This is a genomic window from Thalassolituus sp. LLYu03, from assembly GCF_050507655.1.
Taxonomy (GTDB): Bacteria; Pseudomonadota; Gammaproteobacteria; order Pseudomonadales; family Oceanobacteraceae; genus Venatoribacter.
The window spans coordinates 1,265,092-1,290,041 of record NZ_CP191496.1 but is presented as its reverse complement, the minus strand read 5'-3'; the positions used below and the strand labels follow the sequence as shown (position 1 = coordinate 1,290,041).

Genomic DNA, 24,950 nt, shown 5'->3' with positions numbered 1-24,950 from the left:
TGAACTCCTTACGCCTTGTCGGCCGGGTAAATACGGCGTTGCTGACGCGCCCGGAACGCGGCCACACCGGGAATCGCCAGCAAGGCAAGAGCCAGCGCCACCAGCAGCAAAGGCCACACCACGGGTTTATTCCAGCGCGCCTGCGCCTGTGCCCGTTCTTCCTGATCAATGGCGTAATATTTGAGCACCGCCTTGCTGATGCCATGCGCCTTGGTGTTGTGCACCCAGTAATTATTCAGCACATAGGAATGCGGATGCCAGGCCGAAGCCCACGGCGTGTCCTGCTGCACTATGCTCAGCATGCGGCGGATGATGCGCATCCGTTCCGGGGTATTTTCCATCAGCTTCATTTTTTCGAATAAACGGTTGTATTCGGCGTTGTTGTAATTCGACGAATTCACACCACTGCCACCGGACACCACCTGACCGTTCGGGCCGTACAGTAAAAACAGGAAGTTCTCGGCATCCGGATAATCGGCCAGCCAGCCCCACTGGAACATCTGCGCATTGCCGTGCTCCATCTTTTCTTTAAAGCGGTTGTAATCCGAGCCGCGGATATTGAGCTGAATATTCAGTTTCTTGAATTGTTTGATCATCCAGTTCTGCATGGCACCAGAGCCCGGGCCACCGCCTGTGGTATCCAGATTCAATACCAGAGGCTCACCGGTTTTCACATTGCGGCCATCGGGGTAGCCCGCTTCTTTCAGCAACTGACGGGCGACGTCCAGTGATTTGCGCACCGGTTTTCCGTCAACCCAGTCGAACACCCAGGGGTTAATGCCATCGGCACCGCTCTGGTAACCGAAGATTCCCGGCGGAATCGGCCCCTGCGCTACTTCACCACGACCGTTGGTAAAAATATTGATCATTTCGTGCTGGTCGTAGGCAATGGCAATCGCCTGACGTAATTTGCGTTTACGCTCGCGCTCGGCCCTGGTACCGACATCCCCCACCACTGGGTCGAGCATGTTAAAACCGAAATAATAGGTACCCAGCACAATTTCTTTTTCCAGCGTCACACCGCGCTCGACCATATCGTCGCTGAGGCCGACACCGTCGGCGCCGATACGCACCGCCTGATCGAAGTTATCACTGGCAATACCCGAGCGGTCGTAATACCCCTGCAGGAATTTGGTCCACAGCGGAATGGCTTCTTTTTCCAGCCGGTACACGGCTTTATCGAGCAGCGGCAGGCGTTTACCGGCATCGGCCAGAAGGCCTGCTTCGGCATCACCGGGCGCACCTTCTGAGGGGTAGAAATCGTCACGGTAATTCGGATTGCGTTCGAGAATAATGACCTCGTTCGGATCGTTGCGGGTCATCATGAAGGGACCGGTACCGACCGGGTACCAGTTGAGCACGATGTTGCGTTCCGCCATGCCCGGCTGGTGATAAAACACATCCGCTTCCCACGGCATGGGCGCAAAAAAATGAAACGCCAGCCAGTAAGCAAACTGTGGGTATTTGCCTTTCAGGCGAATCGAAAAATGCCGGTCGTCGCTGGCCTGAATGCCGTCGAAGGTCATTGGCCGCAGATCCAGCCACTCGCCTTTTTTCAGCGCTTTGCGGGCATCGCTGACCGCGGCTGAAAATTCATCCATGCCGACAATGTATTCCGCCAGAATGCCGCGCACCGGCGACAACAGCGACGGGTCGGCCAGACGTTTGATCTGATACAGGTAATCGTCTGCGGTCAGTTCACGGGTACCGGTTTGCTTAAAATCCGCCAGCGTATGATACGGCGCGGCATCTGCGGCGCTCTGAAAACGGTAGACAAAATCGCCGTCGCCGGTCCGGGCAAACGCCGGATGCGGCTGATAACGGATACCCGGCAGCAATTCAAACTCATAGGTACTGAAAGCCTGCGCCGGTGAATTTTCGGCCACCTCCCGCCCCTGCGCGTCGGTGTAGCGGATATCCGGCATGCGCGTCAGTGTGTTGGGAATTAATTCATAAGGGCGTTTCAGATACGCATAGGTCAGGGGGGCGTCGTAAATCTGATCGATAAAGCGCCCTTCGTCGGAGCTGTAAGAACGGGCCGGATCGAGATGCTTGGGCCGCTCAGAAAACGAAGAATAAATAATATTCTGGCCGTCTTCCGACGCCGGGTGTGGATCATTCCAGAGTGCCGTCGTGCTGTCGCAGGCGCTGAGCAGCCCGGTCATCAGCAACACGACCACGGTGGAAAAACGGCGCACAGCCTTTTCCCTGAACCACTGGCGTGGCGTTTTTGTCATCTGCACTTCCCCTTGAGCTTTTGCCGTTGTTCTTTTTCTGATCACTGCATGTCAACCGCAGGACACTGGTCGCTCTGACCCCAGAGTTTGCCAACATTTCCCGCCCCTGCAAGGGGCTCTTCCCTGTGTGGCCAACTTAGCGCCAGCCAACAGACAACACAGACGACGATTGTGTGCAAAAAAGCATCAGCAATGGCGCCCCACCCCGTCATGTCAGCACGGCTATAAATTGCCAATTACGCATATGGTTATATTCTTGATCCGCATCATCGCGGCGTTTCTGCGCAGGTCTATGCTTGCCGGAACCGTTGACGGGCGCAGATACGCCAGACAACAGCGCCACGCTGATAAAGACTGATGTAACAATCACTAAGCTTATTCCAAAGCGTGATTAAAACCGAAAGATACCTTCTTGTGGGAAATAACCCGGATTTGGGATAATGCGCGCCCAATTTTATTTCCGCTCAGCGACCGGGTTCTTTGCTGAGCTGGCTGTGCTGCGGAGCCATCGATGACCGACTATCTGCTGATTCTGGTAAGCACCATTCTGGTAAACAACTTTGTGATGGTGCAGTTTCTGGGTCTGTGTCCGTTTATGGGCGTGTCCAACAAGCTGGAAACCGCCATTGGCATGGGCGCGGCGACCACCTTCGTACTGACGCTGGCGTCGGTGTGCAGTTATCTGGTGTACAACCTGATTCTGGTGCCCCTTGACCTCACCTACCTGAAAACCATCAGCTTTATTATGGTGATTGCCGTGGTGGTGGGTTTCACCGAAATGGCCATCCGCAAAACCAGCCCGGTGCTGTACCGCGTACTGGGCATCTTCCTGCCGCTGATCACCACCAACTGCGCCGTGCTGGGTGTGGCGCTGCTGAACATCAAGCGCGACAACAACCTGGCCGAGTCCGCTCTGTATGGCTTTGGCGCCGCCGTGGGTTTCTCGCTGGTGATGGTGCTGTTCGCCGCCCTGCGTGAACGTCTGGCGGTGGCCGATGTACCGAAACCGTTTCAGGGTTCTGCCATTGCTCTGCTGACCGCCGGCCTGATGTCGCTGGCCTTCCTTGGTTTTACCGGTCTGGTGAGTATTTAGGAGTTTCCATGTCTGCCGTTCTCTGGACCATCCTGATTGCCGTTGGCGTACTGGCTCTGCTGGCCGTTATTTTCGGCGGCCTGCTGGGCTTTGCTGCTATCCGCTTCAAAGTGGAAGGCAACCCCATCGTTGACCAGATCAACAATCTGCTGCCGCAGACCCAGTGCGGTCAGTGTGGCTTCCCCGGCTGCAAGCCTTACGCCGAAGCCATTGCGGGCGGCGAGAAAATCAACAAGTGCCCTCCGGGCGGCGAAAGCACGATTCAGTCACTGGCCGACCTGCTGGGTGTAGAGCCCGAGCCGCTGGACGCCGAACACGGCGCTGAAAAAGCCGGCCCTATGGTGGCGTATATCCGCGAAGACGAATGCATCGGCTGCACCAAATGCATCCAGGCCTGTCCGGTGGACGCCATTCTCGGTGCCGCCAAGCAGATGCACACCGTGATTGTCGATGAATGCACCGGCTGCGACCTGTGCGTGGAACCCTGCCCGGTCGACTGCATTGAGATGCGCCCGGTGGGGGTGGACACCACCACCTGGTACTGGCAGGCGCCGACCTCAGGCGTCGAACTGATTGCCACCGACCGTCAACATCTGGCCGGAGACGCCGCATGACCAACATGATTCGCCTGCACACCTTTAATGGCGGCATTCACCCGGCGGAAAACAAAGAACAATCGACCCGCACGCCCATCCGTCAGTCCAGCATGCCGGACGAGCTGGTGCTGCCACTGCATCAGCACATTGGCGCCGCGGCCAAGCCGTTAGTCGCCGCCGGTGAACGCGTACTGAAAGGCCAGATGATTGCCGAAGCTGATGGTTTCGTCAGTGTGCCGGTACACGCGCCGACTTCCGGCACCGTGGTTGCCGTTGAGCCACGTAATGTACCGCACGCCTCCGGCCTGCAGGCCGACTGTATTGTTATCCGCCCCGACGGCGCCGATGAATGGGTTGAACACAAAGGCCTGTGCGCCCAGCTGGGTGTTGCCCATCTGGACGACATCAGCCCGCGCCAGCTGACCGAGCACATCCGCAACTGCGGCATCGCTGGTATGGGCGGCGCCGGTTTCCCCACCGCGGTGAAGCTGAACAAGGGCAAGAGCGACATTCACACCCTGATTCTTAACGGCGCCGAGTGCGAACCCTACATCACCGCCGACGACATGCTGATGCGTGAACGCGCGGCCGACGTGGTGAAAGGCGCCCAGATTCTGCTGCACATTGTCGGCGCCAAGCGCTGTCTGATCGGGATTGAAGACAACAAGCCGGAAGCCGTGGCCGCGCTGAATCAGGCTTTAGTCGAGATCAACGAGCAGCACCACATCGACGTGGTCGCCATCCCGACCAAGTATCCGTCCGGTGGCGAAAAACAGCTGATCAAAATTTTGACCGGCGAAGAAGTCCCGGCCGGTGGTATTCCGGCGTCGCTGGGCATCGTTTGTCAGAACGTGGGCACCACGGCCGCGATTTATCGCGCGGTCGAGTTTGGTGAACCGCTGATTTCCCGTATCGCTACCGTTACCGGTGATGCGGTGCGCACGCCTGGTAACTTCGACGTTCTGCTCGGCACGCCGGTGAACCATCTGCTGGCTCAGGCCGGTTACCAGCCGCAGAAGCGCGAACGCGTGATCATGGGCGGCCCTATGATGGGTTTTGCCCTGCCGTCGCTGGATCTGCCGCTGACCAAAACCAGCAACTGCCTGCTGGCCCCGAGCGAGAAAGAACTGCCGGCCAACGACGTCGCCATGGCCTGCATCCGCTGCGGCATGTGCGCGCAGGCGTGTCCGATGGAACTGCTGCCACAACAGCTGTACTGGTTCAGTAAGAGCCAGGAATTCAACAAAGCCGAACAGCACAACATTTTCGACTGCATCGAGTGTGGCGCCTGCTCTTATGTGTGCCCAAGCGAAATCCCGCTGGTGCAGTACTACCGCTTCGCCAAAGGCGCCATCCGCGAAGAACGGGCAGCTCAGGCCAAGTCCGAAAAAGCCCGTCTGCGCTTTGAAGAACGTCAGGCCCGCCAGGAGCGCGAAGCCGAAGAGAAAGAAGCCAAACGCAAGGCGCGCGCGGAAGCCGCTGCGGCCGCACAGACCGCCAAACCGGCTGCTGCCGCCGATACCAGCGCAACCGCCGCACCAGCGGCGGCGGATGCTGAGCTTGAAAAGCTGATGAAGCAGCTCGACGCCGCGCAAAGCGCTCAGGCCAAGAGCAAAGAAAAGCTCGAAGCCGCCCGCGCCGATGAGTCCATGGCCGATAAAATACCGGTGTTTGAAGCCGCGATCGCCAAAACTCAGGACAAAATCAAAGAGCTGGCCAAGCAGATTGCCGCTGCCAAAAAAGCCGCCAAGGCCGCTGCGGAAGCACCGGTGCCTGCCGCCGGCGAAGCGCCACTGACCGCGACCGACAAAGGCGATCCGAACAGTCCGGAACGTCTGAAACGGAAATGGGAAACCGCTCAGGCCCGCCTCGACACGGCACTGGCGCGTTTGGAGCAGGCCAAAGCCGAGGGTCTGGATACAGTAGCAGCGCTGCAGGATGGCATCGACAAACAACAGGCCCGCGTCGACGAAGCCAAAGCGGCGTATGACGCGGCCGTTAATGGTGATGCCCCGGCCGCACCCGCTCTGTCAGCCGACGAACAGGCCGCGCTGATCGATGGTATCAACAAGAAAATTCTGGCCCAGCAGGATCGCGTAGCGAAAATGCAGGAACGCCACGACATGGCCAAAGCCGAAGGCTTAGACACAGTCGATGCACTGGCGCTCGGCGTACAGAAACAACTGGATAAGCTGCAACAGCTGCAGCAGGAACTGGCCGCCGCACAGGCCAGCGCTAACAACGGGGCGAATTGAACATGGGTTTGCTGACCTTATCTTCTCCACACGCGCACGGCCCGAACAGCACCAGCCGGGTGATGGCCACCGTGGCACTGGCGGCCCTGCCCGGCCTGCTGGTGATTACCGGCTTTTTCGGCTGGGGCACGCTGATCAATGTGATCTTCGCTTCTCTGGTGGCCATGGCCAGCGAAGCGGTCATTCTGCTGCTGCGCAAACGCCCAGTCGGATTTTTCCTGAAAGATTATTCCGCCATCGTCACCGGCGTTCTGCTCGGTCTGGCGCTGCCGCCCTTTGCCCCCTTCTGGGTAACTCTGGTGGCCACGGCTTTTGCCGTGATTTTCGCCAAACAACTGTACGGCGGCATGGGCAACAACCCGTTTAACCCGGCCATGGTCGGCTACGCGTTGGTGCTGGTGTCATTTCCGGTGCAGATGACCACCAGCTGGGCACTGTCCGGCCAGATGTCCGGTCAGTCCACACTGAGCTTTGTCGACACACTGCAGGTGATTTTTACCGGAGCTTCCCATCTGGTGGACGGTTACTCCGGCGCCACGCCGCTGGATGCGTACAAGCATCTGATCGGCAAAGGCACCTCTGACGACGTGCTGAAAGAAGTCACATTTAATGGCTGGCTGAACGGCGGCTGGGAATGGGTGAACCTCGCCTATCTGGCAGGTGGTCTGTTTCTGATCTGGCGCCGCATCATTACCTGGCACATTCCGGTCGCCATGCTGGTCGCACTGAGCCTGTGCTCGCTGACCATCGGCTGGGATGAAGACATGTACACCCCGCTGAGCCTGCATCTGCTCAGTGGCGCAACCATGCTGGGTGCGTTCTTTATTGCCACCGACCCGGTCACCGCCTCAACAACACCCACCGGAAAACTGATTTACGGCGCGGGCATCGGCATTCTGCTGTACCTGATCCGTACCTTTGGTGCCTATCCGGATGCGGTGGCGTTCGCTGTACTGCTGATGAATTTTGCGGCGCCGTTTATCGACGCCTACACCCAGCCGCGCACCTACGGTCATGCCAAAGCCAAGCGCGGCATGCCGGAAAAGAAATAAGGACGGACCATGCAGGATTTAATCGCTTCCATCCGCCGCAACGCCGTAGGTCTTGGGTTATTCGCACTGGTCACCGCCGGCGCGATTGCCGTGGCTCAGGTCACCACCGCCGACCGCATCGAACACAATATCCGCATGGCGCAGGCCCGCGCCCTGAACGAGCTGGTGCCGGTCGGCAGTTACGACAACGACCTGCTGGAAGACACACTGCCGGTCGACAGCCGCTTTAATCAGCAGATGCTGGGGCCGCTGAGCGAAAAAGACCGTATTTATCTGGCGCGTCAGCAAGGTAACGTCACCACGGTTATTCTGCCGGTCGTCGCACCCGACGGTTACACCACCGCCATTAAACTGCTGGTCGGCATTCACGCCGACGGCACTCTGGCCGGTGTGCGCGTCACCGAACACCGTGAAACCCCGGGTCTGGGCGACAAAATTGACCTGAAAAAATCAGAATGGGTATTGGGCTTTGCCGGTAAAAGTCTGGATAACCCGGGTGAAGAAAACTGGGCCGTTAAAAAAGACGGCGGCGCCTTTGACCAGTTCACCGGCGCCACCATTACCCCGCGTGCTGTGGTAAAAGCCGTTAAACTGGCGCAGAAATTTTTTGCCCAACACAAAGATCAGCTGCTGGGCAGCCGCCTGGTAGAGCCCTCTTCCGTCGGCGAAAGCGGAGAATAATGATGGCAACAAAAACCCTGCGTGAAATCAGCCTCGACGGCCTGTGGAACAACAACCCGGCGCTGGTGCAGCTGCTCGGTCTGTGCCCGCTGCTGGCGGTAACCGGTTCTGTGGTGAACGCCATGGGATTGGGTCTGGCCACTATGATGGTACTGGTGGGCTCGAACTTCTCGGTATCCCTGATCCGTAATCATGTGCCCGATGCCGTGCGTCTGCCGGCCTTCGTGATGATCATTGCGTCGTTCGTGACCGTCGCTGAACTCATCATGCAGGCCTTCACCTACGAACTGTACGAAGTGCTCGGCATTTTTATTCCGCTGATCGTGACCAACTGCATCATCCTCGGCCGCGCCGACTCATTCGCCTGTAAAAACCCGATTCTGCCGGCGGTGGTCGACGGTTTTATGATGTCACTCGGATTTACCGTGGTACTGTGCCTGCTCGGTGCGATGCGTGAAATTCTGGGTCAGGGCTTTATTTTCTCGAACATGCAATTGCTGTTTGGCCCGGACGCCGTGCACTGGAAAATTGAACTGGTGAACGATTACCCGGATTTTCTCTTTGCCATTCTGCCGCCCGGTGCCTTTATGGCTATGGGCCTGTTAATTGCGCTGAAAAACGTGATTGACGGCAAACTGAAAGAAAGAGCAGCGGCTGCTAAGACACCGGTCGAAACCGGTACCAAGCGTGTGCGGGTAACCGGCAAGATCAGCTGACATAAGCGCTGAAGGCATCGCCCCGACCAATAAAAAAACACCGCCTGAGCGGTGTTTTTTATTTTATTCAGAGCAAAAAGTCTGGCCACCGGCGATACCCGCTGTGCGGCAGTGCCTGTTCCTGAATGACTTAATTCCTTAAGAAAAGTCAGTCCTCACAAACGCCGGTAAAGCCTTACGGGTCTGCGCCGGATGCATCGCCGTGTATCGCAGGAGCGGATAAATCAACTGACGTATCCGCTCTCTGACCCTATCAGTTGCTGAAGCGGAACGGGTTGATATAACAGTGGTCACCGGCACGGCGACCTGGCTCGGCAACCGCCGATTTATCCAATGGCGAGCGCTTATTTTCAAGATAATCCTCGACCAGATAACGCACGCCGTCCGCTGCAGTTAACGCTCGGTCGGTCAGCTGACCATAGGTAAACACTTTTACAGGCAGCTGCCCTTCACCAACGTAACCGTAGGACAGTAATTCGCCATCATCGCCCAGTGAATAAGCCGTTGCGGTTTCAGTATCGGTAGCACCATCCCCCGTTGTATCGCGACGGGTTACCACCTCCGTCAGCAAACCATTGAGATAGCTGGCCTCTTGCTCTTCAGCATAATATTTAGGAGCACCCTGATTGGCGTAATACTCGCTCAGAAACCCGGAAATTTCACAGCGGCTGAAGCGCCCTGAGTCATCGTATTCGTACAGCACTTTATACACACGGATGGCGTTATTACCGGATTTCGGCGTGATCGCCACTTTACGTTCAATCAAGCGGCCCAGGGTATCGACTGTCTCGGTCAGCTCGCTGTAGTACTGAGCGGTTCCGGGCATTTCATCGTCATCCCCCTCAATCCGCGAGCTGTATACGCTGGAACCATCCTCCCTGGTGCTGGCCCAGAAATCCGACACTCGTGTTTTAACCGGATCCATCGAATAGTAGTAATCATTGATCCGCTCCAGCCCCTCACTATTGTACGTAAGCACTGAACGGCTTTTTTCCGACTCGGTATCCGCCAGTTCAAACAACGACACCTGCGAGAGATCGCCGTTACTGTTGTAGGTGTAACGGTCAGCAGACCGAAATTCAAAAATCCGATCCACATTGGCATTGCCATTGATTGACTCTGTGACTTCACTCAGACGCACACGATCATCCAGATAGGCGTATTCCTTCAGCGTTTCACGCGTCGTCACGTTATTGACTGTCTTGGTCGTCGTCTCACTGCTGCGCATTCCAAAAGCGTTATAGGTCACGACCAATTCATCCAGATTGTTGTAGCTGTCGTGATCGGCGCCACTGGCATGCTGATAGCGCGTCAGGTTGCCTGACGAATCGTATGCTTTTTCTGTACGACTGGCTCCGCCACTGACCGTGGTGTTAATGGCAACAACCTCCCCTGCGGTACTGTATTCGTAATCCCAGACGGTTGTTCCTACACCGGGGCGGCCGCCCAGACGAACCTGTGCCGGCAAATCAACACCAGCACTGGCATACAAGAGTGACAGTGAATCGGATGGGCGCATTGCCAGAGATGGCAGTGTCTCTTGCTGCTGCAGTTGCAGAATGCTTTTTTGCTCAGCAAACGACTCCAGTGGAATCGTCAGGTCCAATCCCAATTCAGTGCCCAGCACGGTGTTCCAGTTGCCGGTTATCAAATCCAGGCCATTGCTGGCATCACGATCAGAGTCCAGCGATAACAAAAGGCGTACCGTATTGGCGACCTGATGAACATCACCGGCCGAGGATTGCCATATACGCTCCTGCTTGTCCTGCAACTGCGAATATACGGCACTGTATGATGGTGCACGCAACGCCGAACGTAATTCACGCTCACTCTGAGGCAGCGAGTAACGACTGCTCAGGAGCGTATAAAGTGGAATCTGCGCAACGGCAGACACCTCACCCAAAGGAATATTCCCCAAGGCAAAGGTGATTTGTTCGCCAGCCTTGTATTCGAACTGACCAGATGCATCGGTAAGCCCCGAAAAACTGGCGGAGGAATAATGCACTCCGGTGATAGGTGATTGTGCTTGCAGCGTCAGTACACCGAAGGTTCGGACCGGCGTTTCGCCGCCATTACCATCGCCGCCATTACCATCGCCGCCATTACCATCGCCGCCATTACCATCGCCGCCGTTACCATCGCCGCCGTTACCATCGCCGCCGTTACCATCGCCGCCGTTACCATCGCCGCCGTTACCATCGCCGCCGTTACCATCGCCGCCGTTACCATCGCCGCCGTTACCATCGCCGCCGCTACCATCGCCGCCGTTACCACCACCATCAACGTCGGAACCGCCACCAGCACCACCGCCGCAAGCCGTCAGAAAAGCCGTTAGCAATATCATCAGACAGACATTTTTATTGGACATCATTCATCTCTCTATTTGTCGATATCTGAGCATCCGCTGTAATCCAATTCCATTTCGCTGAGCAATGATCAAATAAAGGCAATACCGTCATAAGACGATGACCTCGTTTTCAATCCAATGACATGGCATCACGGGATTTCAATTCGTCATTGATGCAATACAGAAATACTGAAATTTAATATCAGTGAAGCCAGATATCATGGTCGTTATTCAGAATAATCAAACGGGCAAAGTCTGATTCCGGGAACAGCCTCTGCCCACTGGCTGAAGTAACCTGCCCGTTGAACGACTCGACCGCTTCGGGGTAAGTCACTTCAGCGTGAAACTGCAGGTTCAGAACCAGAAGAAGTAACAGCTGTCGTTAGAACGGCCGACCTGATTATCCAGTACCTGTAATTCATGGATCAGATAAGCAACACCATCAGCGGCATTTTCATCACCGTAGGTAAAGCCCATACTGAAGCTCGATTCAAACGTCAGCTCGCCATCGTCTCCGTAGGTAAACAGACGATCTTCGCCGTCGTCCTGAAATGCACTCAGCTCGCTGTCATAGGTTTCACCGGTAATTTCATTGAGCACACCGTACTGACCGTAAACGTAACGCTTTCTGCCTTTGCGCCCGTCCTGATCCTGCCAGGTACAGCTGGCCAGTCGCCCCTGAGTGTCGTATTCGTAGACAATCGCCTTCGTCGCAATAACGCTGCTGCCTATATCACCGGAAAACTGGGTGTAGTCCGCTTGTGTCAGACGGCCATCCGTAAAGGTTTCCGCGTAACGGTAGCTCTCGCCCAGGACTTCATTGCTGGCATTGCGATACACACCTTCCACCGTCGTAACCCTGGTGCCTGCATCGACACTGGTGGTATAGGTCTGAGTGGTCGTCGTCGATAAATCAGAGCCCGAATACGCGTAGTCGGTCCATTGCGTCAGAACATCCTGTTCGTACTGGTAACGTGCGCGTGGTTGCTCGTTCAGTAATGCATCTGAACTGTCATATTCCAGATAGTCGCGTTGCGTCATCAGCCCTGAAGTATTGTAAGAAAACTCATCGACGGAATAGTCCGCCGTGTTGTCCAGCTGATCCGTTGATACGGTGCGAGTGGCCAGCAAAGCGTCGTTGAGCGCAGCCGTTTCCTTACGTGAGTGCCGGGTCAGGTCACCATTAATATCCCGGTCTTTCCAGTCCAGTGTCGACAGAGCACCGAAGACTGAATACGTGCGGATGTATTCTCTGGAACTGTCGATGCTGTCGTTGTTACCCAGATCCGTTTCCCGCAGCTCGCGTGTCACATGACCTGCAGAATCGTACGTATATTGGGTGGTACGGGTATTGGTGGTGACTTCTTTAATCTGCGCCACCTGCATGTCACTGTTGAATGCGATTTCACCGTTGGTCGGCGGCGTCACATTAACGGTGTCATAGTTGGTAAGGGGTTTTGCCTCAATGCTGATACCTGCCAGCTGATACAGGCTAACCAGCGGCGTGGCTATATCCATAGCCATCGGCAGATTATGCGTTTGTGAGAAGGCCTGCGTCCGGTAATGCGTGACGAAATCCCGCAGATCAATATTCAGTGGCAGGGTGTCTTCATTAAAATCAGCGAGTTTTGTCGCCCAGTTTCCGCTGAGAAGATCCAGACCATTGGCCGGGTCCGCATCATAGTCCATGGCCACCAGCAGAAGCATCAGGTTCGATGTACGATGCAGCTCAGGAACGCCACTTACACTGAATTCTTTCAGAGCGTTCGGCATACTCAGACGCTTGTCATTCAGATCATAGGCCAGACGTAACTGAGCACGCATATCGCGCGCTGTTTCCGGCAGCGCCGGAAACAGCTCTGCGACGGCGATGGATTCTTTAGCGTCGACAGTGGCCAGTGTCAGATTACCCAATTTAAAGCTGATCTGTTCGCCTGCCGTATACGGAATACCCACGCTGGTCTGGACAACACCCGAGCGCTCACCAATCTGATAGCTGATGCCGGATATGCCGCTGACGTTGATCACCGGCGCTGGTGTTTCGCCGCCCCCCTTGTCACCACCATTGTCACCACCTGAAGAGCCGCCGGACGAACCACCGCCGCATGCAGTGAGCAAAACGGCAAGAAAAGGTAAGGAATAGTGTTTCATGCTGAACCTGAAGTTATCGGTTAATTCAGGTGCCATGATCAGAAAAAGACCACATCAGAACTATGGTCGCTTTCAGAGCGGATTTTTCATTTTACTTAAGCAGACACCCCAATCCGTACCATTGCAGCAGGGCCTGTATTTAGCCTGCATCACCATTACCCATTAAAAGACGGACAATGCCGTCGCCGGTGTTTTATCTGTGAACAAACCCATGCACCGGTTCACGAAAACCCGGTTTTAAAATGCACAGGAAAGTACGGATATACAGGGTGGAGAGGAATTAACGTCAGAGAAACCGGATCAAGGATGTTCGCTTGTCGTCCGATGGCCGACAATGGCCAAGGTCTGATTGCATTCGGGGATGCGGCTACAGAAACCCCAATCTGTACTATTGCCTCACTCAGGCGAGCCATCTAGTCTCCCTGTCCCCGCAGCTTGTGGTGCTATTGTGGTTGTCAGTTCGCTGGACGCCGGACAGCTGATGTTACAGCTGATTCAGGCGCTGAATATTCAGCCGGAGCAAGATCCGGATTGGTACGCGTGGTGCAGTGCTCTGGCCGCGACAACCGGCAGCGACAGCTGTCAATTAACAATAAAATCACTAAAGAATCATTCACATCCTGTTCTGGTCAGTGCCGACTCGGCCACCACCTTCAGTCCGGAACACCTTACCCGTCAGTGGCAAACTCCCGATCATCAGCTGCAGATTGGCCTTGGCTTTCACAACGGTGATTGTGCCAGCCAGCTGTTATCCCTGCTCGCGCGGGCCGAGCCCAGTCTGCGCAGCAGTCTGGATATTGGTCTGCAACATCTGCTCGGCCGCCAGCGTAACCGCCTTGGCCGGAATTTATTGCAACGCACCGGCTGCCATTTACTGACGCTGGACGAGCGCGGCCGGTTGAAACCGGATCAGGATGCGCTGCCCGCTGAAATCGCTGCGCTTCTGCAACAGAGCCCGCGCCGCCAGCAACTACTGATCGGCGACTACTGCATTCAGGATCACCTGCCGGCCACCACCGACGGCGTGGTTTTATTTTCCGTGCAGACGCCCGGCCAGTTGCTGCGCTGCGAACTGCATCATCAGCCCGGCAACCCTGACCAGTGGCCACCGGCCGAAGCGGGTTATCTGCTGCTGATTCATCCGCTGCGTGATCAGGCCGACAGCGTCTGGATTGCCACCGCCTTTGGCTTGAGTGACCGTCAGGCAAAGGTCGCCGCACTGGCCTGCACTGGCCTGCACTGGCCTGTCTGCGGCCGACATTGCCGGGCGGCTGTCGCTGCAAACCAGCACTGTGTATTCGTATCTGAAAACCGTGTACCGCGTACTGGGCATCAAAAGTCAGTCGCAACTGGCGGCAAAGATATGGCGGGATCACCCGACGGAATCATGATGAAGCCCGACACTCTTGAGTTGCTGAACCAGTATATTCAGCGCATTTACGCGGCCATTCTTAAGCCTGCTGACATACTGTCGGTGCTGGATGATCTGCGCCATCTGGTCGATGCGCCCTATTCGTCATTTCAGCTGGAAAGTATTGAAACCAAGCACCTGCGCTTTGCCCATTTACTGGGCTACGACGAGCAGGCCATTCAGGATTATGTCGACTATTACATTGGCGTCGATCCTTGGACGCGGCTGGCGTACGCGCGCAATTTACTCGAAGCCGACTTTACCGCCTCCGACCGGATCATGAAGCTTGCGGACTATTCCAACACCGAATTTTATGCCGACTGGGGAAGTCCGAATGATGTGGTGCACGCCATCGGTACAGGCTTCCGGATGGACGATGGATATATTCTGAAAATCACGTTTCAGCGCGGGCGCACCCAGGGCGCATTCAATGAATTTAACGAAACCTTTTTAAGCCGGCTGCGTCCGCATTTTGCAGAATACGTAAGGCTGTCACCGATATTTGCCCAGCAACAGAATCAGTGTCAGACCTTTATGGACATTCTGCAGCAGACCGAACGGCCCCTGCTGCTGGTGAATGCCCAGTGCGAACTGAAATTCGCCAACCGCCACGGCGAACGCTGGCTCAGCAACCAGAACTGGATGTTGCCCGCCCAGCAACGATTGCATTGCCGCGACCGCCAGCTGCAGAACCGGTTGGAAGCCAGTATTCACCGCGCCTGCTTTCCTGTGTTTCAGATGGCCGGACAGCCGACCAGCTTTCTTACACTAGGCGAGGGCGACAACGCGGAGGCTATTTGGGTGATCCCGGTACAGGCCGGTCAGGACCAGCAGGAACCCATGGCACTGTTGGTCGCGCGTAAGAGTGTCGACTGCCCGGTCGCGCTGATGGTGCGCTACCGCCTGTCACGGCGTCAGGCGGAATTGTGTCTGAATCTGATGCAGGGCCTGACATTGGAAGAAACGGCGCTGGCGATGAATATCCGTTTTAACACCGCCCGCAACACCATGATCACCTGTTTCCAGAAGCTGGCGGTCAGCAGCCAGATTCAGCTGATTCATTTTTTGCTGACCGATCTCAGGCTCTAGACGGCGCACTGTTTATCCCACAGATGATCTGGCGACTCTGGGCTTCAGTGTGCGTATCCGGCGCAACAGCGCTGGTGACACCACACCGTTCGTTTCGTACAACGCCGCATTAATGGCCTGCGATAAGGCACGAATGTCATCCGCCTGTTGCGGGCACTGCTGCGCCAGCCGCTGCAAATAATTCGCACTGGTTTCGCCAGACAGCACAGGCACACCCGCAACCGTTCCCCGCACCTGCAATGCATTCCACGCTTTCATAAAGGGCGACACAGGTGCAGGCCGGTTACGCCACCAGAAAATCAGCGACACCGAGAGGAAAAACACCGCAAAACTGCTGCCCAGAAAATACAGGGCATTTTCGTAATCACTGAGTCCGATCACATTCGTCAGGAAATTTTTCTGCCTCTGCCCGTCGTATGACAACACCCAGCGCTGCCAATAATAATTAAGGCTGTCGAACTGCATCCTCAGCTCGTTAAGCAGATTCAGGCCTTTGAATTTCTGCACAGAAAATGGAGATTTTTCGAGGAAGCTGCCCTCTTCCCGCACCGCCTCTTCCAGCCCATAAGCAATGCGGTTAGGCGCCACCATGGCGGTCGGATCAAAGCGCACCCAACCCTGCCCCGGTAACCAGGCTTCTGTCCAGGCGTGGGCGTCGTACTGACGCACCGTCAGATAATGCTCTTCGCCATTCCATTCGCCGCCCTGATAGCCGGTCACCATTCGGGCGGGAATACCGGCCGCACGCGCGAGAAAAACAAACGCGCCGGCGTAATGGGCGCAAAAACCACGGCGGGTGCTGAACAGAAATTCGTCGATGTCATTGTCGCCGAGCGCCGGCGGGCGCAGGGTGTAATAAAACGCCTGCCGGTTAAATTCCTGCATCAGAAAACTCAGCAGCCCGGCATCGTCACTGAAACGCTGGCGCAATTGCGCGGCGTATTGCTGTGCCTGAGGGTTCGAACTGAGGGGAAATTGAACATATTGGTCCCTTTCCAACCGTGTTAGATGATCAGAATCCAGTTTCAGATCAGGCCTGGATTCAACGCGATAGCGCAGGCGATTAAACACTGGACGGCGGTTTACTAAGCGATCATCAGCGCTGACGCCCATACGCTCTTCCATTGAACTCATGCCTCTCAGCGCAAATAACCAGCTTGCACCGGTGGCTTCTTGAATGACGTCGTATCGGATTACGCGATCATCTGCTGCGTCAAATGCCCTTCCGGCCGGGTACCAGCGGACTTCTGGAACAAGAAATGAAGGTTTCCAGTTACGTCCGTCATAGGCATCCAGAATAAGGGCACGCCAATACAACAAGCTCCTCGGCGGCAACTGGTTATTCTCAAAACTGACCCGAAATGCTAACTCATCCGACTGCCCCAACTTTGCAATATCACCAGGTGCCAGAATTTCCGATAAACCGGTCTTCGCTTCTTCAGACTGAAGATTGAACCCCCACAAAGGGGCCAAACGAGGGAACAATAAGTAAAGCACCAACATCATTGGCAAGGACCCGAGCAGTACAAACGCAGAACCCTTTGCCAATCGCTTCTGGGCTGTCCGGCCAACGATAAATGGGCTGTGCGAATTACGGTGGACGGCCATCAGTGCGCATATCAGCAGCCAGACAGAAAATACGCCATAAGCCGCAGACAAAATGCCCTGATCAAAGAGAAAGGCCAGACTAAGAATGAAGAAGCTTAAGAAAATCACGACATACGCGTCACGTTGATAACGCATTTCCAGCAATTTGAGCATGGCCGCAGCCAGCAGAAAGGCCGTGGCACTCTCCAGTGACAGACTGCGGCCAAAAGCCGTCACCACCGCCAAGGTGGCCAGCACTACAGCCACGGCTTTTACGCTGCGCGACGGGTACGACAGGCGCCCCACATGCGTCAGCCAGCGCCAGCCCAGTACAAAGGCCGCCAGCCCCCACATCCACAACGGCAGATGCTGGGCGTGGGGCAACATGGCCGCCACCGCAGCGCCCAGCAGCCACAGCAACGAAGTACGCGGAATCTGTACGTCCTTCATGCGCGCGCCCCTGTGTGGCTATCCCGGTTTCCATCGTCCATGCCGTACAGCGCCAGCGCTTTCAGACACTGATCGCGGTGAATTTCAGAATTGTCCGGCGCCAGCTGCACACCGGGCAGGCGCAGGCCGTAGCGCCAGTTGCGCTGATGGGCCTGCAACACCCAGCCCGTCAGACGCGACAAGCGGGTTTCCACCGGCATGGGCGCCAGAACCTCCCAGTCGAGCCAGCAGGTCGCGCCTTCGTCATGATCGAAATCTTTGCTCACCAGTCCCTTGCCACGTGCCAGTTGCTTCCAGGCAATGCGCTTAAGGGAATCTCCGGCCTGATACGGACGCAGCCCCTGAAAATCCTGCTGCCCGGATTCCAGAGACGGCGCGCCGGCCAGATGCTCTCCGGATTCACCGGCAGCGAAGACAAAGGGTACGTATTCCGGTTTGGGATACACCAGCCCCTTAAAATCGAGTGCCACCCAGGTCCAGGCGTTGAATAAGCCCAGAGGAAAGCGGCTGTCGAGGCGCAGCCGTCCCGGATTCAGCCAGCCGCGTTTGGCTGTTTTAAAGCTCAGGGTCAGGGTTTTACTCACCTGACTGTCACAGGCGTCGTCGACCACCTGAGTGTTTTGTGGAAAGCCAATTTCCAGCGCTTCATGCCAGCGGGATTTCTGTGCCGTGAGACGCACCGGCAGCCCGACGGTTTCCCCGGCAAAGACCGGTGTACTGTGTCCGGCCCCCAGAGTGAGCCCGGCCAGATTACGGAAGGTAAACAGCATGGCACTTAACCCCACGCTGAACAGCCAGAAAGTAAGACCGTAAATCAGGCTGTTCTGATAGTTAATGGCCGTCACCAGCAGCAACAGCAACAGCAGCAGGAACAGAAAGCCGGTGCGGGTGGGCAGAATAAAAATCGAGCGGTGACTCAGCTGCACCTGACTGGCCGGCGGGATACGCCGGTCGAGCCAGCGCTTCCAGCGGGTCCGGTAAGCCTGTTTTAACGCCATCAGACCAGAACCGGAACCGAACGCAGAATGCGTTGTGAAACAACGTGAGAACCGCCCTCGGCGGCTTCGGCCAGACGATGATCCACCACGGCCGCCAGCACGGCCTGAATATCTTCCGGCAGCAAATGCTTGCGCCCTTCGCTGACCAGCGCCCAGGCTTTGGCGCTGCGTAACAGGGCCAGCGCCCCGCGCGGCGACAGACCAAACTGATAACCGCCGTCGTAGCGGGTGAAGGCAATGATGCGTTGCAGATAATCGAGCACGCTGGCCGACGCCTGCACCTCATCCACCTGCTGCTGCAAGCTGACCAGCTCGGCCGTGCTCAGCACCGGCTCCAGCTCACCGGCCATTTTACGGCGGTCGCGGCCTTCCAGTAATTCACGTTCGGCACGCTCATCCGGGTAACCCAGATGAATGCGCATTAAAAAACGGTCGAGCTGGGATTCCGGCAGTGGAAACGTTCCGGACTGTGATACCGGGTTCTGGGTGGCAATCACAAAAAACGGCTGTGGCAGCGGCCGGGTTTCCCCTTCGACTGTCACCTGCCCTTCTTCCATGGCTTCCAGCAGGGCACTCTGTGCCTTAGGAGTCGCGCGGTTAATTTCGTCAGCCAGCAAAACCTGACTGAACACCGGGCCCGGGTGAAACCGGAAACGGCCCAGTTCGGTGCCGGCTTCGCGCTCAAATATGCTGACGCCGAGAATATCTGCCGGCAGCAGATCGGAGGTGAACTGAATGCGTTTGTATTCCAGACCGAGCACCGCCGACAGTGCATGGGACAGGGTCGTTTTGCCCATGCCGGGTAAGTCTTCGATCAGCAAATGGCCGCGGGCCAGCAGGCAGCTTAAGGCGAGTTTGACCTGATCCTCTTTGCCCAGAATAACGGCGTTAAGTTGTTGCAGCACCCGTTCAATGGCGGACATCCGGTAACTTCCTGAAAAACCAAAACGTCAGCATACAGGCAGGCGGGTCAGAGGCAAAAGTCAGAACGACAAGGATTGTAAAGACGTCACAAACCCTGGGTTGCAGGCATAAAAAAAGGAGGCCGGGGCCTCCTTCTTTTGTACCGACATTTACAGCGCGTCGAGGCCCCGGGCCAGATCGCGTTTAATGTCGTCGATATGCTCGAGCCCTACAGCCACGCGCAACAGAGCCTGAGAAATGCCGGCTTTTTTGCGTTCGTCTTCACTCAGACGACCGTGCGTTGTGGTGCCCGGATGGGTGATGGTGGTTTTGGCGTCGCCCAGATTGGCCGTGATGGAAATCATGCGGGTTGCATCCACCACCTTCCAGGCTTCCTCACGTCCGCCCTTCACTTCAAAGGACAGCACACCGCCAAACAGACGCTGCTGCCTTTTTGCCAGCTCGTGACCCGGATGATCCGTCAGGCCACAGTAATTCACTGTCGCCACTTTCGGATGCTGAGCCAGCCACTGAGCCAGTTCCAGAGCATTTTCGCTGTGCACGCGCATACGCAGTGCCAGTGTTTCCAGTCCCTTGAGGAACACCCAGGCGTTGAACGGACTCATGGTCGGGCCTGCTGAACGCAGCACGCCGATAATGGGTTCAATCAAGGCTTTGCTGCCAACCACGGCACCGCCGACACAACGGCCCTGACCGTCGATGTATTTGGTAGCGGAATGCACCACCAGATCAGCACCCAGCTTCAGCGGTTGCTGACCCGCCGGTGTGCAGAAGCAGTTGTCGACCACAAACAGAGCGCCAGCGGCTTTGGCAATGGCAGCGATGCCTGCCAGATCGGCAACGTCGTTCAATGGGTTCGACGGCGACTCAAGGAACAGCATTTTGGTGGTCGGACGAACTTTGCTTTTCCAGTCGTTCAGGTCGAGCAGGTCGACGTAATCAATATCGATATTGAATTTACGCAGGTATTTCTCGAACAGCACTATGGTGCTGCCGAACACACTGGCGGAACACAGCAGGTGATCACCGGCTTTCAGATTGGCAATCACCACCGCATAAATAGCCGCCATACCGCTTGAGGTTGCCGCACAGGCTTCACCATCTTCCAGAGCGGCCAGACGCTGTTCAAAGGTGCGCACGGTCGGGTTGGTGTAACGCGAATACACGTTACCCGCCGACTCGCCACCGAAGCGCGCTGCGGCTTCGGCCGCCGAATTGAACACGTAGCTGCTGGTCGGAAAAATGGCTTCCGAATGTTCACACTCGTGGGTGCGCACCTGACCGGCACGCACGGCCAGTGTTTCAAATGCGCAGTCGTCGAGATCGGACTGATAGCGATCGTTAAATTCAGAAAAATCCATCGCAGTTTGCCTTATCAGGATTCTGATTCGTTGTGCAGGTCAATGGCCACGTTCTCCACCGCCGCACGCTTGCCTTTGGAGGCGTCGTTACGGGCTGCAGACAGACGGGCAAAATAGGCGTCATCGATATCGCCGGTCACGTATTCACCGGTAAACACAGAGCAATCGAACAGCGTGGCTTCCGACTTGCTGCCGGTCAGGCAGGCGTCGATCAGATCGTCGAGCTCCTGATAGATCAGCCAGTCGGCGCCGATTTCAGCGGCGATTTCTTCGGTAGTGCGGTTATGGGCGATAAATTCTTCTTTCGCCGGCATGTCGATGCCGTACACGTTCGGATAACGCACCGCCGGTGCGGCCGAGGCGAAATACACTTTATTGGCGCCGGCTTCGCGGGCCATTTCAATGATCTGCTCGCAGGTGGTGCCGCGCACGATGGAGTCGTCGACCAGCAACACGTTTTTACCGCGGAATTCCAGATCCAGCGCGTTCAGTTTCTGCTTCACAGACTTCTTACGCAGGTGCTGACCCGGCATGATGAAGGTACGGCCGATGTAACGGTTCTTGATAAAACCTTCGCGGTATTTCACGCCCAGCTGATTGGCCAGTTCCAGCGCCGAAGAACGGCTGGTATCCGGAATTGGAATCACCACGTCGATGTCATGGTCCGGACGCTCGCGTTTGATTTTATCGGCAAGTTTCTCACCCATGCGCAGACGGGCTTTGTACACGGCAATACCGTCCATCACAGAATCCGGACGGGCGAAGTACACGTATTCAAAAATGCACGGCGCCAGTTTGCTGTTGGCGGAACACTGATGCGTAAACAGCTCGCCTTTTTCGGTGATGACGATGGCTTCGCCCGGAGCAATATCGCGCTCCAGTTTGAAGCCCAGCGCGTCCAGCGCTACCGACTCAGAGGCCACCATAAATTCAGGACCGTTGTCGGTTTCACGACGGCCAAACACCACCGGGCGGATACCGTGCGGGTCGCGGAATGCCACCAGACCATAACCGCTGATCAGGGCAACCACAGCGTAACCACCGCGGGCGCGCTCGTGCACATTGGTCACCGCGGTGAAGATAGCTTCCGGCGTCGGGATCAGTTGCTTCTGTTCCTGCAGTTCGTGAGCAAACACGTTGAGCAGAACTTCAGAATCTGAGGTGGTGTTGATGTGGCGCAGGTCTTCGCGGTAGATGTCCTTGGCCAGCTGTTCGGTATTGGTCAGGTTACCGTTGTGGGCCAGCGTAATGCCGTACGGTGAGTTCACGTAGAAAGGCTGCGCTTCTGCGGAACTGGAGCTGCCGGCAGTCGGGTAACGCACATGGCCGATGCCCATGTTGCCCACCAGACGCTGCATGTGACGGGTGCGGAACACATCACTGACCAGACCGTTGTCTTTACGCAGGTAAAGTTTGTCTTCGTAGCTGGTTACGATACCGGCAGCGTCCTGGCCGCGATGTTGCAACACTGTCAGGGCATCGTAGATGGCCTGATTAACATGGGATTTTCCAACGATACCCACTATTCCGCACATGCGCGTTAAACCTCAAACAAACAGACTATTGTGTGTATGACAACACCTGATCGGCCGCACCGGGCAAAGTCTTGCGTGCCCAGTCGGCCAGTGTCGTCAGATGGGGAATAAAGATGGACTCCTGCCACCAGGCGTCCTGCGGGACCAAGGTGAACTGTAATCCGTAAACAATCGCCACCAGAATCACCAGACCCCGGATCAGACCAAATACCATGCCGAACACGCGGTCGGTGCCGCCGAGGCCCGTCAGACGCACCATTTCACCAATCAGATGATTGATCATAGCGCCAATAGTGACAGTGCCGGCGAAAAGAATAACGAAGGCCACAATCCAGCGGACAGAATTGGTTTCGACCACGCCGGTCAGCAGTGTCGCGAGATTGCCGCTGAACAGACGGGCAATAATAAAGGCCGCGATCCAGCTGGCGAGAGACAGCGCTTCTTTGACAAAGCCGCGCTTGAGACTGATCAGACCCGATACCGCGAGGACCGCCAGTATCACCCAATCAATTACCGCCATTGACCGCCCCGGGACAGAGTTTCAGAAAGCGCGCAGTATACCAAAGCGGCCCGTTGAGGAAAGCCGGACTTTTGCCCCCGCCGCACAATGGACAGGCGGAGTTCAGATTGACCGGCTTTGGTTGCAGGATTGATCAGGATTCAGCGCGATAGCGCTTAACCGGAATGTCCTGCTGTTTCAGTTCTGCCTGCAGCTTCTTCTGCAGGGCTTCAATTTCGCTGCGCTGTACTTCAGGCCCAACGTACACGCGGGTCAGAGTGTCCTGCGGAAACTTCTGGGTATAGGCCTTATAGCCCTTATCGCGCAGCTTATCGCGCAGCGCATAGGCGTTTTTGTCATCGGAGAACGCGCCCAGCTGCAGTGTCCAGGCGTAGGGAATGTTCGCACTGTCGAGGCTGGTGCGATCCATTTTGGCGCCCGGGGGCAGCGGTGCGTTCTGCTCCACGATCTCGCTTTCAGGCACTGCAATCTGCTCGGCCGCTTCACCGGAATCCAGCTGCTCAAGCTCGATGCGCACTTTGCGCTCGTCTTCGACGTAGGCCCAGTCCGGTGTTTCCGGAATCGGTGGCATATCGCTGGTCAGACCGATCTGGCTGCGCGAACCGTCGAGGACGATGGGCAGCGCGATGGCGATGGCAATCACGGTGACAAAGGCACCGAGAATGCGTTTTTTCAGATGCTGTTCCAAGAATCAGACTCCGCTTTGATCACTTCCATGGCGGCCTCTACGGTATAGAAAGATCCGCATACCAGCCAGTGCCCTTCGTCCGGCAGGCGCTGCATCGCCGCCGCGACATCGTCAAACTGCTGCACCGGCTGACCGAACCCAGCCTTATTGGCCAGCGCCTCTGCAGTCAGCCCCCGCGGGCAGTTCAGCGTCACCAGCAACAACTGGTCGGCTGAGGGTAATACCCGTGCCACGGCGGCGGCGTCTTTATCGGCCAGCATGCCGAGAATAATGCCATCCACCTGCTGCAATGCCCGGCCAATGTATTCCGCCGCCTGTTCGTTATGCGCCACGTCGAGCGTCAAACGCAGCGTGCGCCCTTCCCGCTCACGCACAAAGGTCTGCAGCCGTCCCGGTACCCGCAAGCCTTTGACCACATCCGCCACCGTGGTTTCATCCGGCAATCGTCCAATGGCCGCCAGCGTCTGAATGGCTGTCGCCACATTGTGGTAAGGAATCTGAGCGTGCGGTAAGTGCCAGAACACCTGACCCTTGTTGTGCGTAAAGCGCACGCTGAGCCCACTGTCGAGCGACTCGACGGAGAAATCTTCTCCGCGCGCCAGCCAGCGCGCGCCGATGGCATCGGCCGTCGCCCGGGCCCGCTCCGGCGGATTAGGTTGCCCGCAGATCAGGTATTGCCCAGAGCGTGCAATGCTGACTTTTTCGTAGGCAATTTCATTCAGGGTATTGCCCAGCCACGCCTGATGGTCAAGGCCAATACTGGTGACCACCGACACATCCGGTTCTACCATGTTGACCGCATCGAGACGCCCACCCAGACCGATTTCCAGCACACAGGCATCAACGTTCTGCTCAGCGAAGCACCACAGCGCAGACAGCGTACCGAATTCGAAATAGGTCAGGCTTGTGTCGCCGCGCACGGCTTCCACGGCACGAAAGCTGGCGCACAGCTGCTCGTCCGACACTTCTGCCCCATCCACCGTCACTCGCTCGTTATACCGGTGAATGTGAGGTGAACAATACACACCAACCTTCAGCCCCTGGGCGCGCAACAAAGCAGCCAGCAAGGCCGAGGTTGTGCCCTTGCCATTGGTGCCACCCACCAGAATGACCAGAGGGGCTGGCCGCAGACAGTTGAGTCTGCGGCCAACGGACTTCACCCGCTCCAGACCAAGTTCAATTTCGGTCGGATGCAGGGATTCCAGTCGTTGCAACCACTGTGCGAGGGTTGCGGTTTCAGGCGCGAAGGTCATAACCGA

At 56.6% G+C, this 24,950-nt stretch carries 19 protein-coding genes; 8 read left to right on the top strand and 11 right to left on the bottom strand.

The annotated features are described in order from the left end of the window. Positions 1–8 precede the first annotated feature (8 nt). Complete coding sequence (locus ACQUQU_RS05890; protein ID WP_430462324.1) at positions 9–2,237, bottom strand: ABC transporter substrate-binding protein; 2,229 nt, start codon at positions 2,235–2,237, stop codon at positions 9–11. A 511-nt stretch (positions 2,238–2,748) separates the two neighbouring features. Here ACQUQU_RS05890 and rsxA point away from each other — a divergent pair. The 6 genes from rsxA to ACQUQU_RS05860 are packed head-to-tail and all read left to right on the top strand — an operon-like array spanning position 2,749 to position 8,630. Beyond that, positions 2,749–3,330, top strand: coding sequence for an electron transport complex subunit RsxA (gene rsxA, locus ACQUQU_RS05885; RefSeq protein ID WP_430462323.1), 582 nt, complete (start codon positions 2,749–2,751; stop codon positions 3,328–3,330). An 8-nt stretch (positions 3,331–3,338) separates the two neighbouring features. Continuing rightward, positions 3,339–3,944, top strand: coding sequence for an electron transport complex subunit RsxB (rsxB, locus tag ACQUQU_RS05880; RefSeq protein ID WP_430462322.1), 606 nt, complete (start codon positions 3,339–3,341; stop codon positions 3,942–3,944). Then, positions 3,941–6,181 carry an electron transport complex subunit RsxC gene (gene rsxC, locus ACQUQU_RS05875; RefSeq protein WP_430462321.1) on the top strand — a complete coding sequence of 747 codons (2,241 nt, stop codon included), beginning with the start codon at positions 3,941–3,943 and terminating at the stop codon, positions 6,179–6,181. The genes rsxB and rsxC overlap by 4 nt, the downstream gene beginning before the upstream one ends. Before the next feature lie 2 nt (positions 6,182–6,183). Beyond that, complete coding sequence (gene rsxD, locus ACQUQU_RS05870) at positions 6,184–7,233, top strand: electron transport complex subunit RsxD (protein WP_430462320.1); 1,050 nt, start codon at positions 6,184–6,186, stop codon at positions 7,231–7,233. A 9-nt stretch (positions 7,234–7,242) separates the two neighbouring features. Then, complete coding sequence (gene rsxG, locus ACQUQU_RS05865; RefSeq protein ID WP_430462319.1) at positions 7,243–7,914, top strand: electron transport complex subunit RsxG; 672 nt, start codon at positions 7,243–7,245, stop codon at positions 7,912–7,914. A 2-nt stretch (positions 7,915–7,916) separates the two neighbouring features. Beyond that, complete coding sequence (locus tag ACQUQU_RS05860) at positions 7,917–8,630, top strand: electron transport complex subunit E (protein WP_430462318.1); 714 nt, start codon at positions 7,917–7,919, stop codon at positions 8,628–8,630. Positions 8,631–8,883: 253 nt separating this feature from the next. Here ACQUQU_RS05860 and ACQUQU_RS05855 read toward each other — a convergent pair whose 3' ends face one another. After that, positions 8,884–10,635, bottom strand: coding sequence for a hypothetical protein (locus ACQUQU_RS05855; protein WP_430462317.1), 1,752 nt, complete (start codon positions 10,633–10,635; stop codon positions 8,884–8,886). A 21-nt stretch (positions 10,636–10,656) separates the two neighbouring features. On the opposite strand from ACQUQU_RS05855, the gene ACQUQU_RS05850 reads away from it, so the two are divergent. Next, complete coding sequence (locus ACQUQU_RS05850) at positions 10,657–10,965, top strand: hypothetical protein (RefSeq protein WP_430462316.1); 309 nt, start codon at positions 10,657–10,659, stop codon at positions 10,963–10,965. 366 nt (positions 10,966–11,331) lie between these two features. On the opposite strand, the gene ACQUQU_RS05845 is transcribed toward ACQUQU_RS05850, so the two are convergent. Then, positions 11,332–13,128 carry a hypothetical protein gene (locus ACQUQU_RS05845; RefSeq protein WP_430462315.1) on the bottom strand — a complete coding sequence of 599 codons (1,797 nt, stop codon included), beginning with the start codon at positions 13,126–13,128 and terminating at the stop codon, positions 11,332–11,334. A 481-nt stretch (positions 13,129–13,609) separates the two neighbouring features. On the opposite strand from ACQUQU_RS05845, the gene ACQUQU_RS05840 reads away from it, so the two are divergent. Continuing rightward, positions 13,610–15,628: a helix-turn-helix transcriptional regulator gene (locus ACQUQU_RS05840; RefSeq protein WP_430462314.1), complete on the top strand. Its 2,019-nt coding sequence runs from the start codon at positions 13,610–13,612 to the stop codon at positions 15,626–15,628. A gap of 12 nt (positions 15,629–15,640) precedes the next feature. Here the strand turns inward: ACQUQU_RS05840 and ACQUQU_RS05835 are convergent, their stop codons facing one another. From ACQUQU_RS05835 to folC, 8 genes are all read right to left on the bottom strand, one after another. Further along, complete coding sequence (locus ACQUQU_RS05835) at positions 15,641–17,569, bottom strand: transglutaminase TgpA family protein (protein WP_430462313.1); 1,929 nt, start codon at positions 17,567–17,569, stop codon at positions 15,641–15,643. A gap of 92 nt (positions 17,570–17,661) precedes the next feature. Then, positions 17,662–18,663 carry a DUF58 domain-containing protein gene (locus ACQUQU_RS05830; RefSeq protein WP_430462312.1) on the bottom strand — a complete coding sequence of 334 codons (1,002 nt, stop codon included), beginning with the start codon at positions 18,661–18,663 and terminating at the stop codon, positions 17,662–17,664. After that, complete coding sequence (locus tag ACQUQU_RS05825; RefSeq protein ID WP_430462311.1) at positions 18,663–19,586, bottom strand: AAA family ATPase; 924 nt, start codon at positions 19,584–19,586, stop codon at positions 18,663–18,665. The genes ACQUQU_RS05830 and ACQUQU_RS05825 overlap by 1 nt, the downstream gene beginning before the upstream one ends. Before the next feature lie 150 nt (positions 19,587–19,736). Continuing rightward, the gene (locus ACQUQU_RS05820) at positions 19,737–20,948 is read right to left on the bottom strand and encodes an O-succinylhomoserine sulfhydrylase (protein ID WP_430462310.1); all 1,212 of its coding nucleotides are present in this window, start codon (positions 20,946–20,948) and stop codon (positions 19,737–19,739) included. Between the two features lie 14 nt (positions 20,949–20,962). Continuing rightward, positions 20,963–22,483, bottom strand: coding sequence for an amidophosphoribosyltransferase (purF, locus tag ACQUQU_RS05815; RefSeq protein ID WP_430462309.1), 1,521 nt, complete (start codon positions 22,481–22,483; stop codon positions 20,963–20,965). Between the two features lie 25 nt (positions 22,484–22,508). Further along, complete coding sequence (locus ACQUQU_RS05810; protein WP_430462308.1) at positions 22,509–23,003, bottom strand: CvpA family protein; 495 nt, start codon at positions 23,001–23,003, stop codon at positions 22,509–22,511. A 133-nt stretch (positions 23,004–23,136) separates the two neighbouring features. Further along, a complete protein-coding gene (locus ACQUQU_RS05805; protein WP_430462307.1) occupies positions 23,137–23,691 on the bottom strand; it encodes an SPOR domain-containing protein in 555 nt (184 codons plus the stop codon). Next, positions 23,676–24,944 carry a bifunctional tetrahydrofolate synthase/dihydrofolate synthase gene (gene folC / locus ACQUQU_RS05800; RefSeq protein ID WP_430462306.1) on the bottom strand — a complete coding sequence of 423 codons (1,269 nt, stop codon included), beginning with the start codon at positions 24,942–24,944 and terminating at the stop codon, positions 23,676–23,678. The genes ACQUQU_RS05805 and folC overlap by 16 nt, the downstream gene beginning before the upstream one ends. Positions 24,945–24,950: the final 6 nt, after the last annotated feature.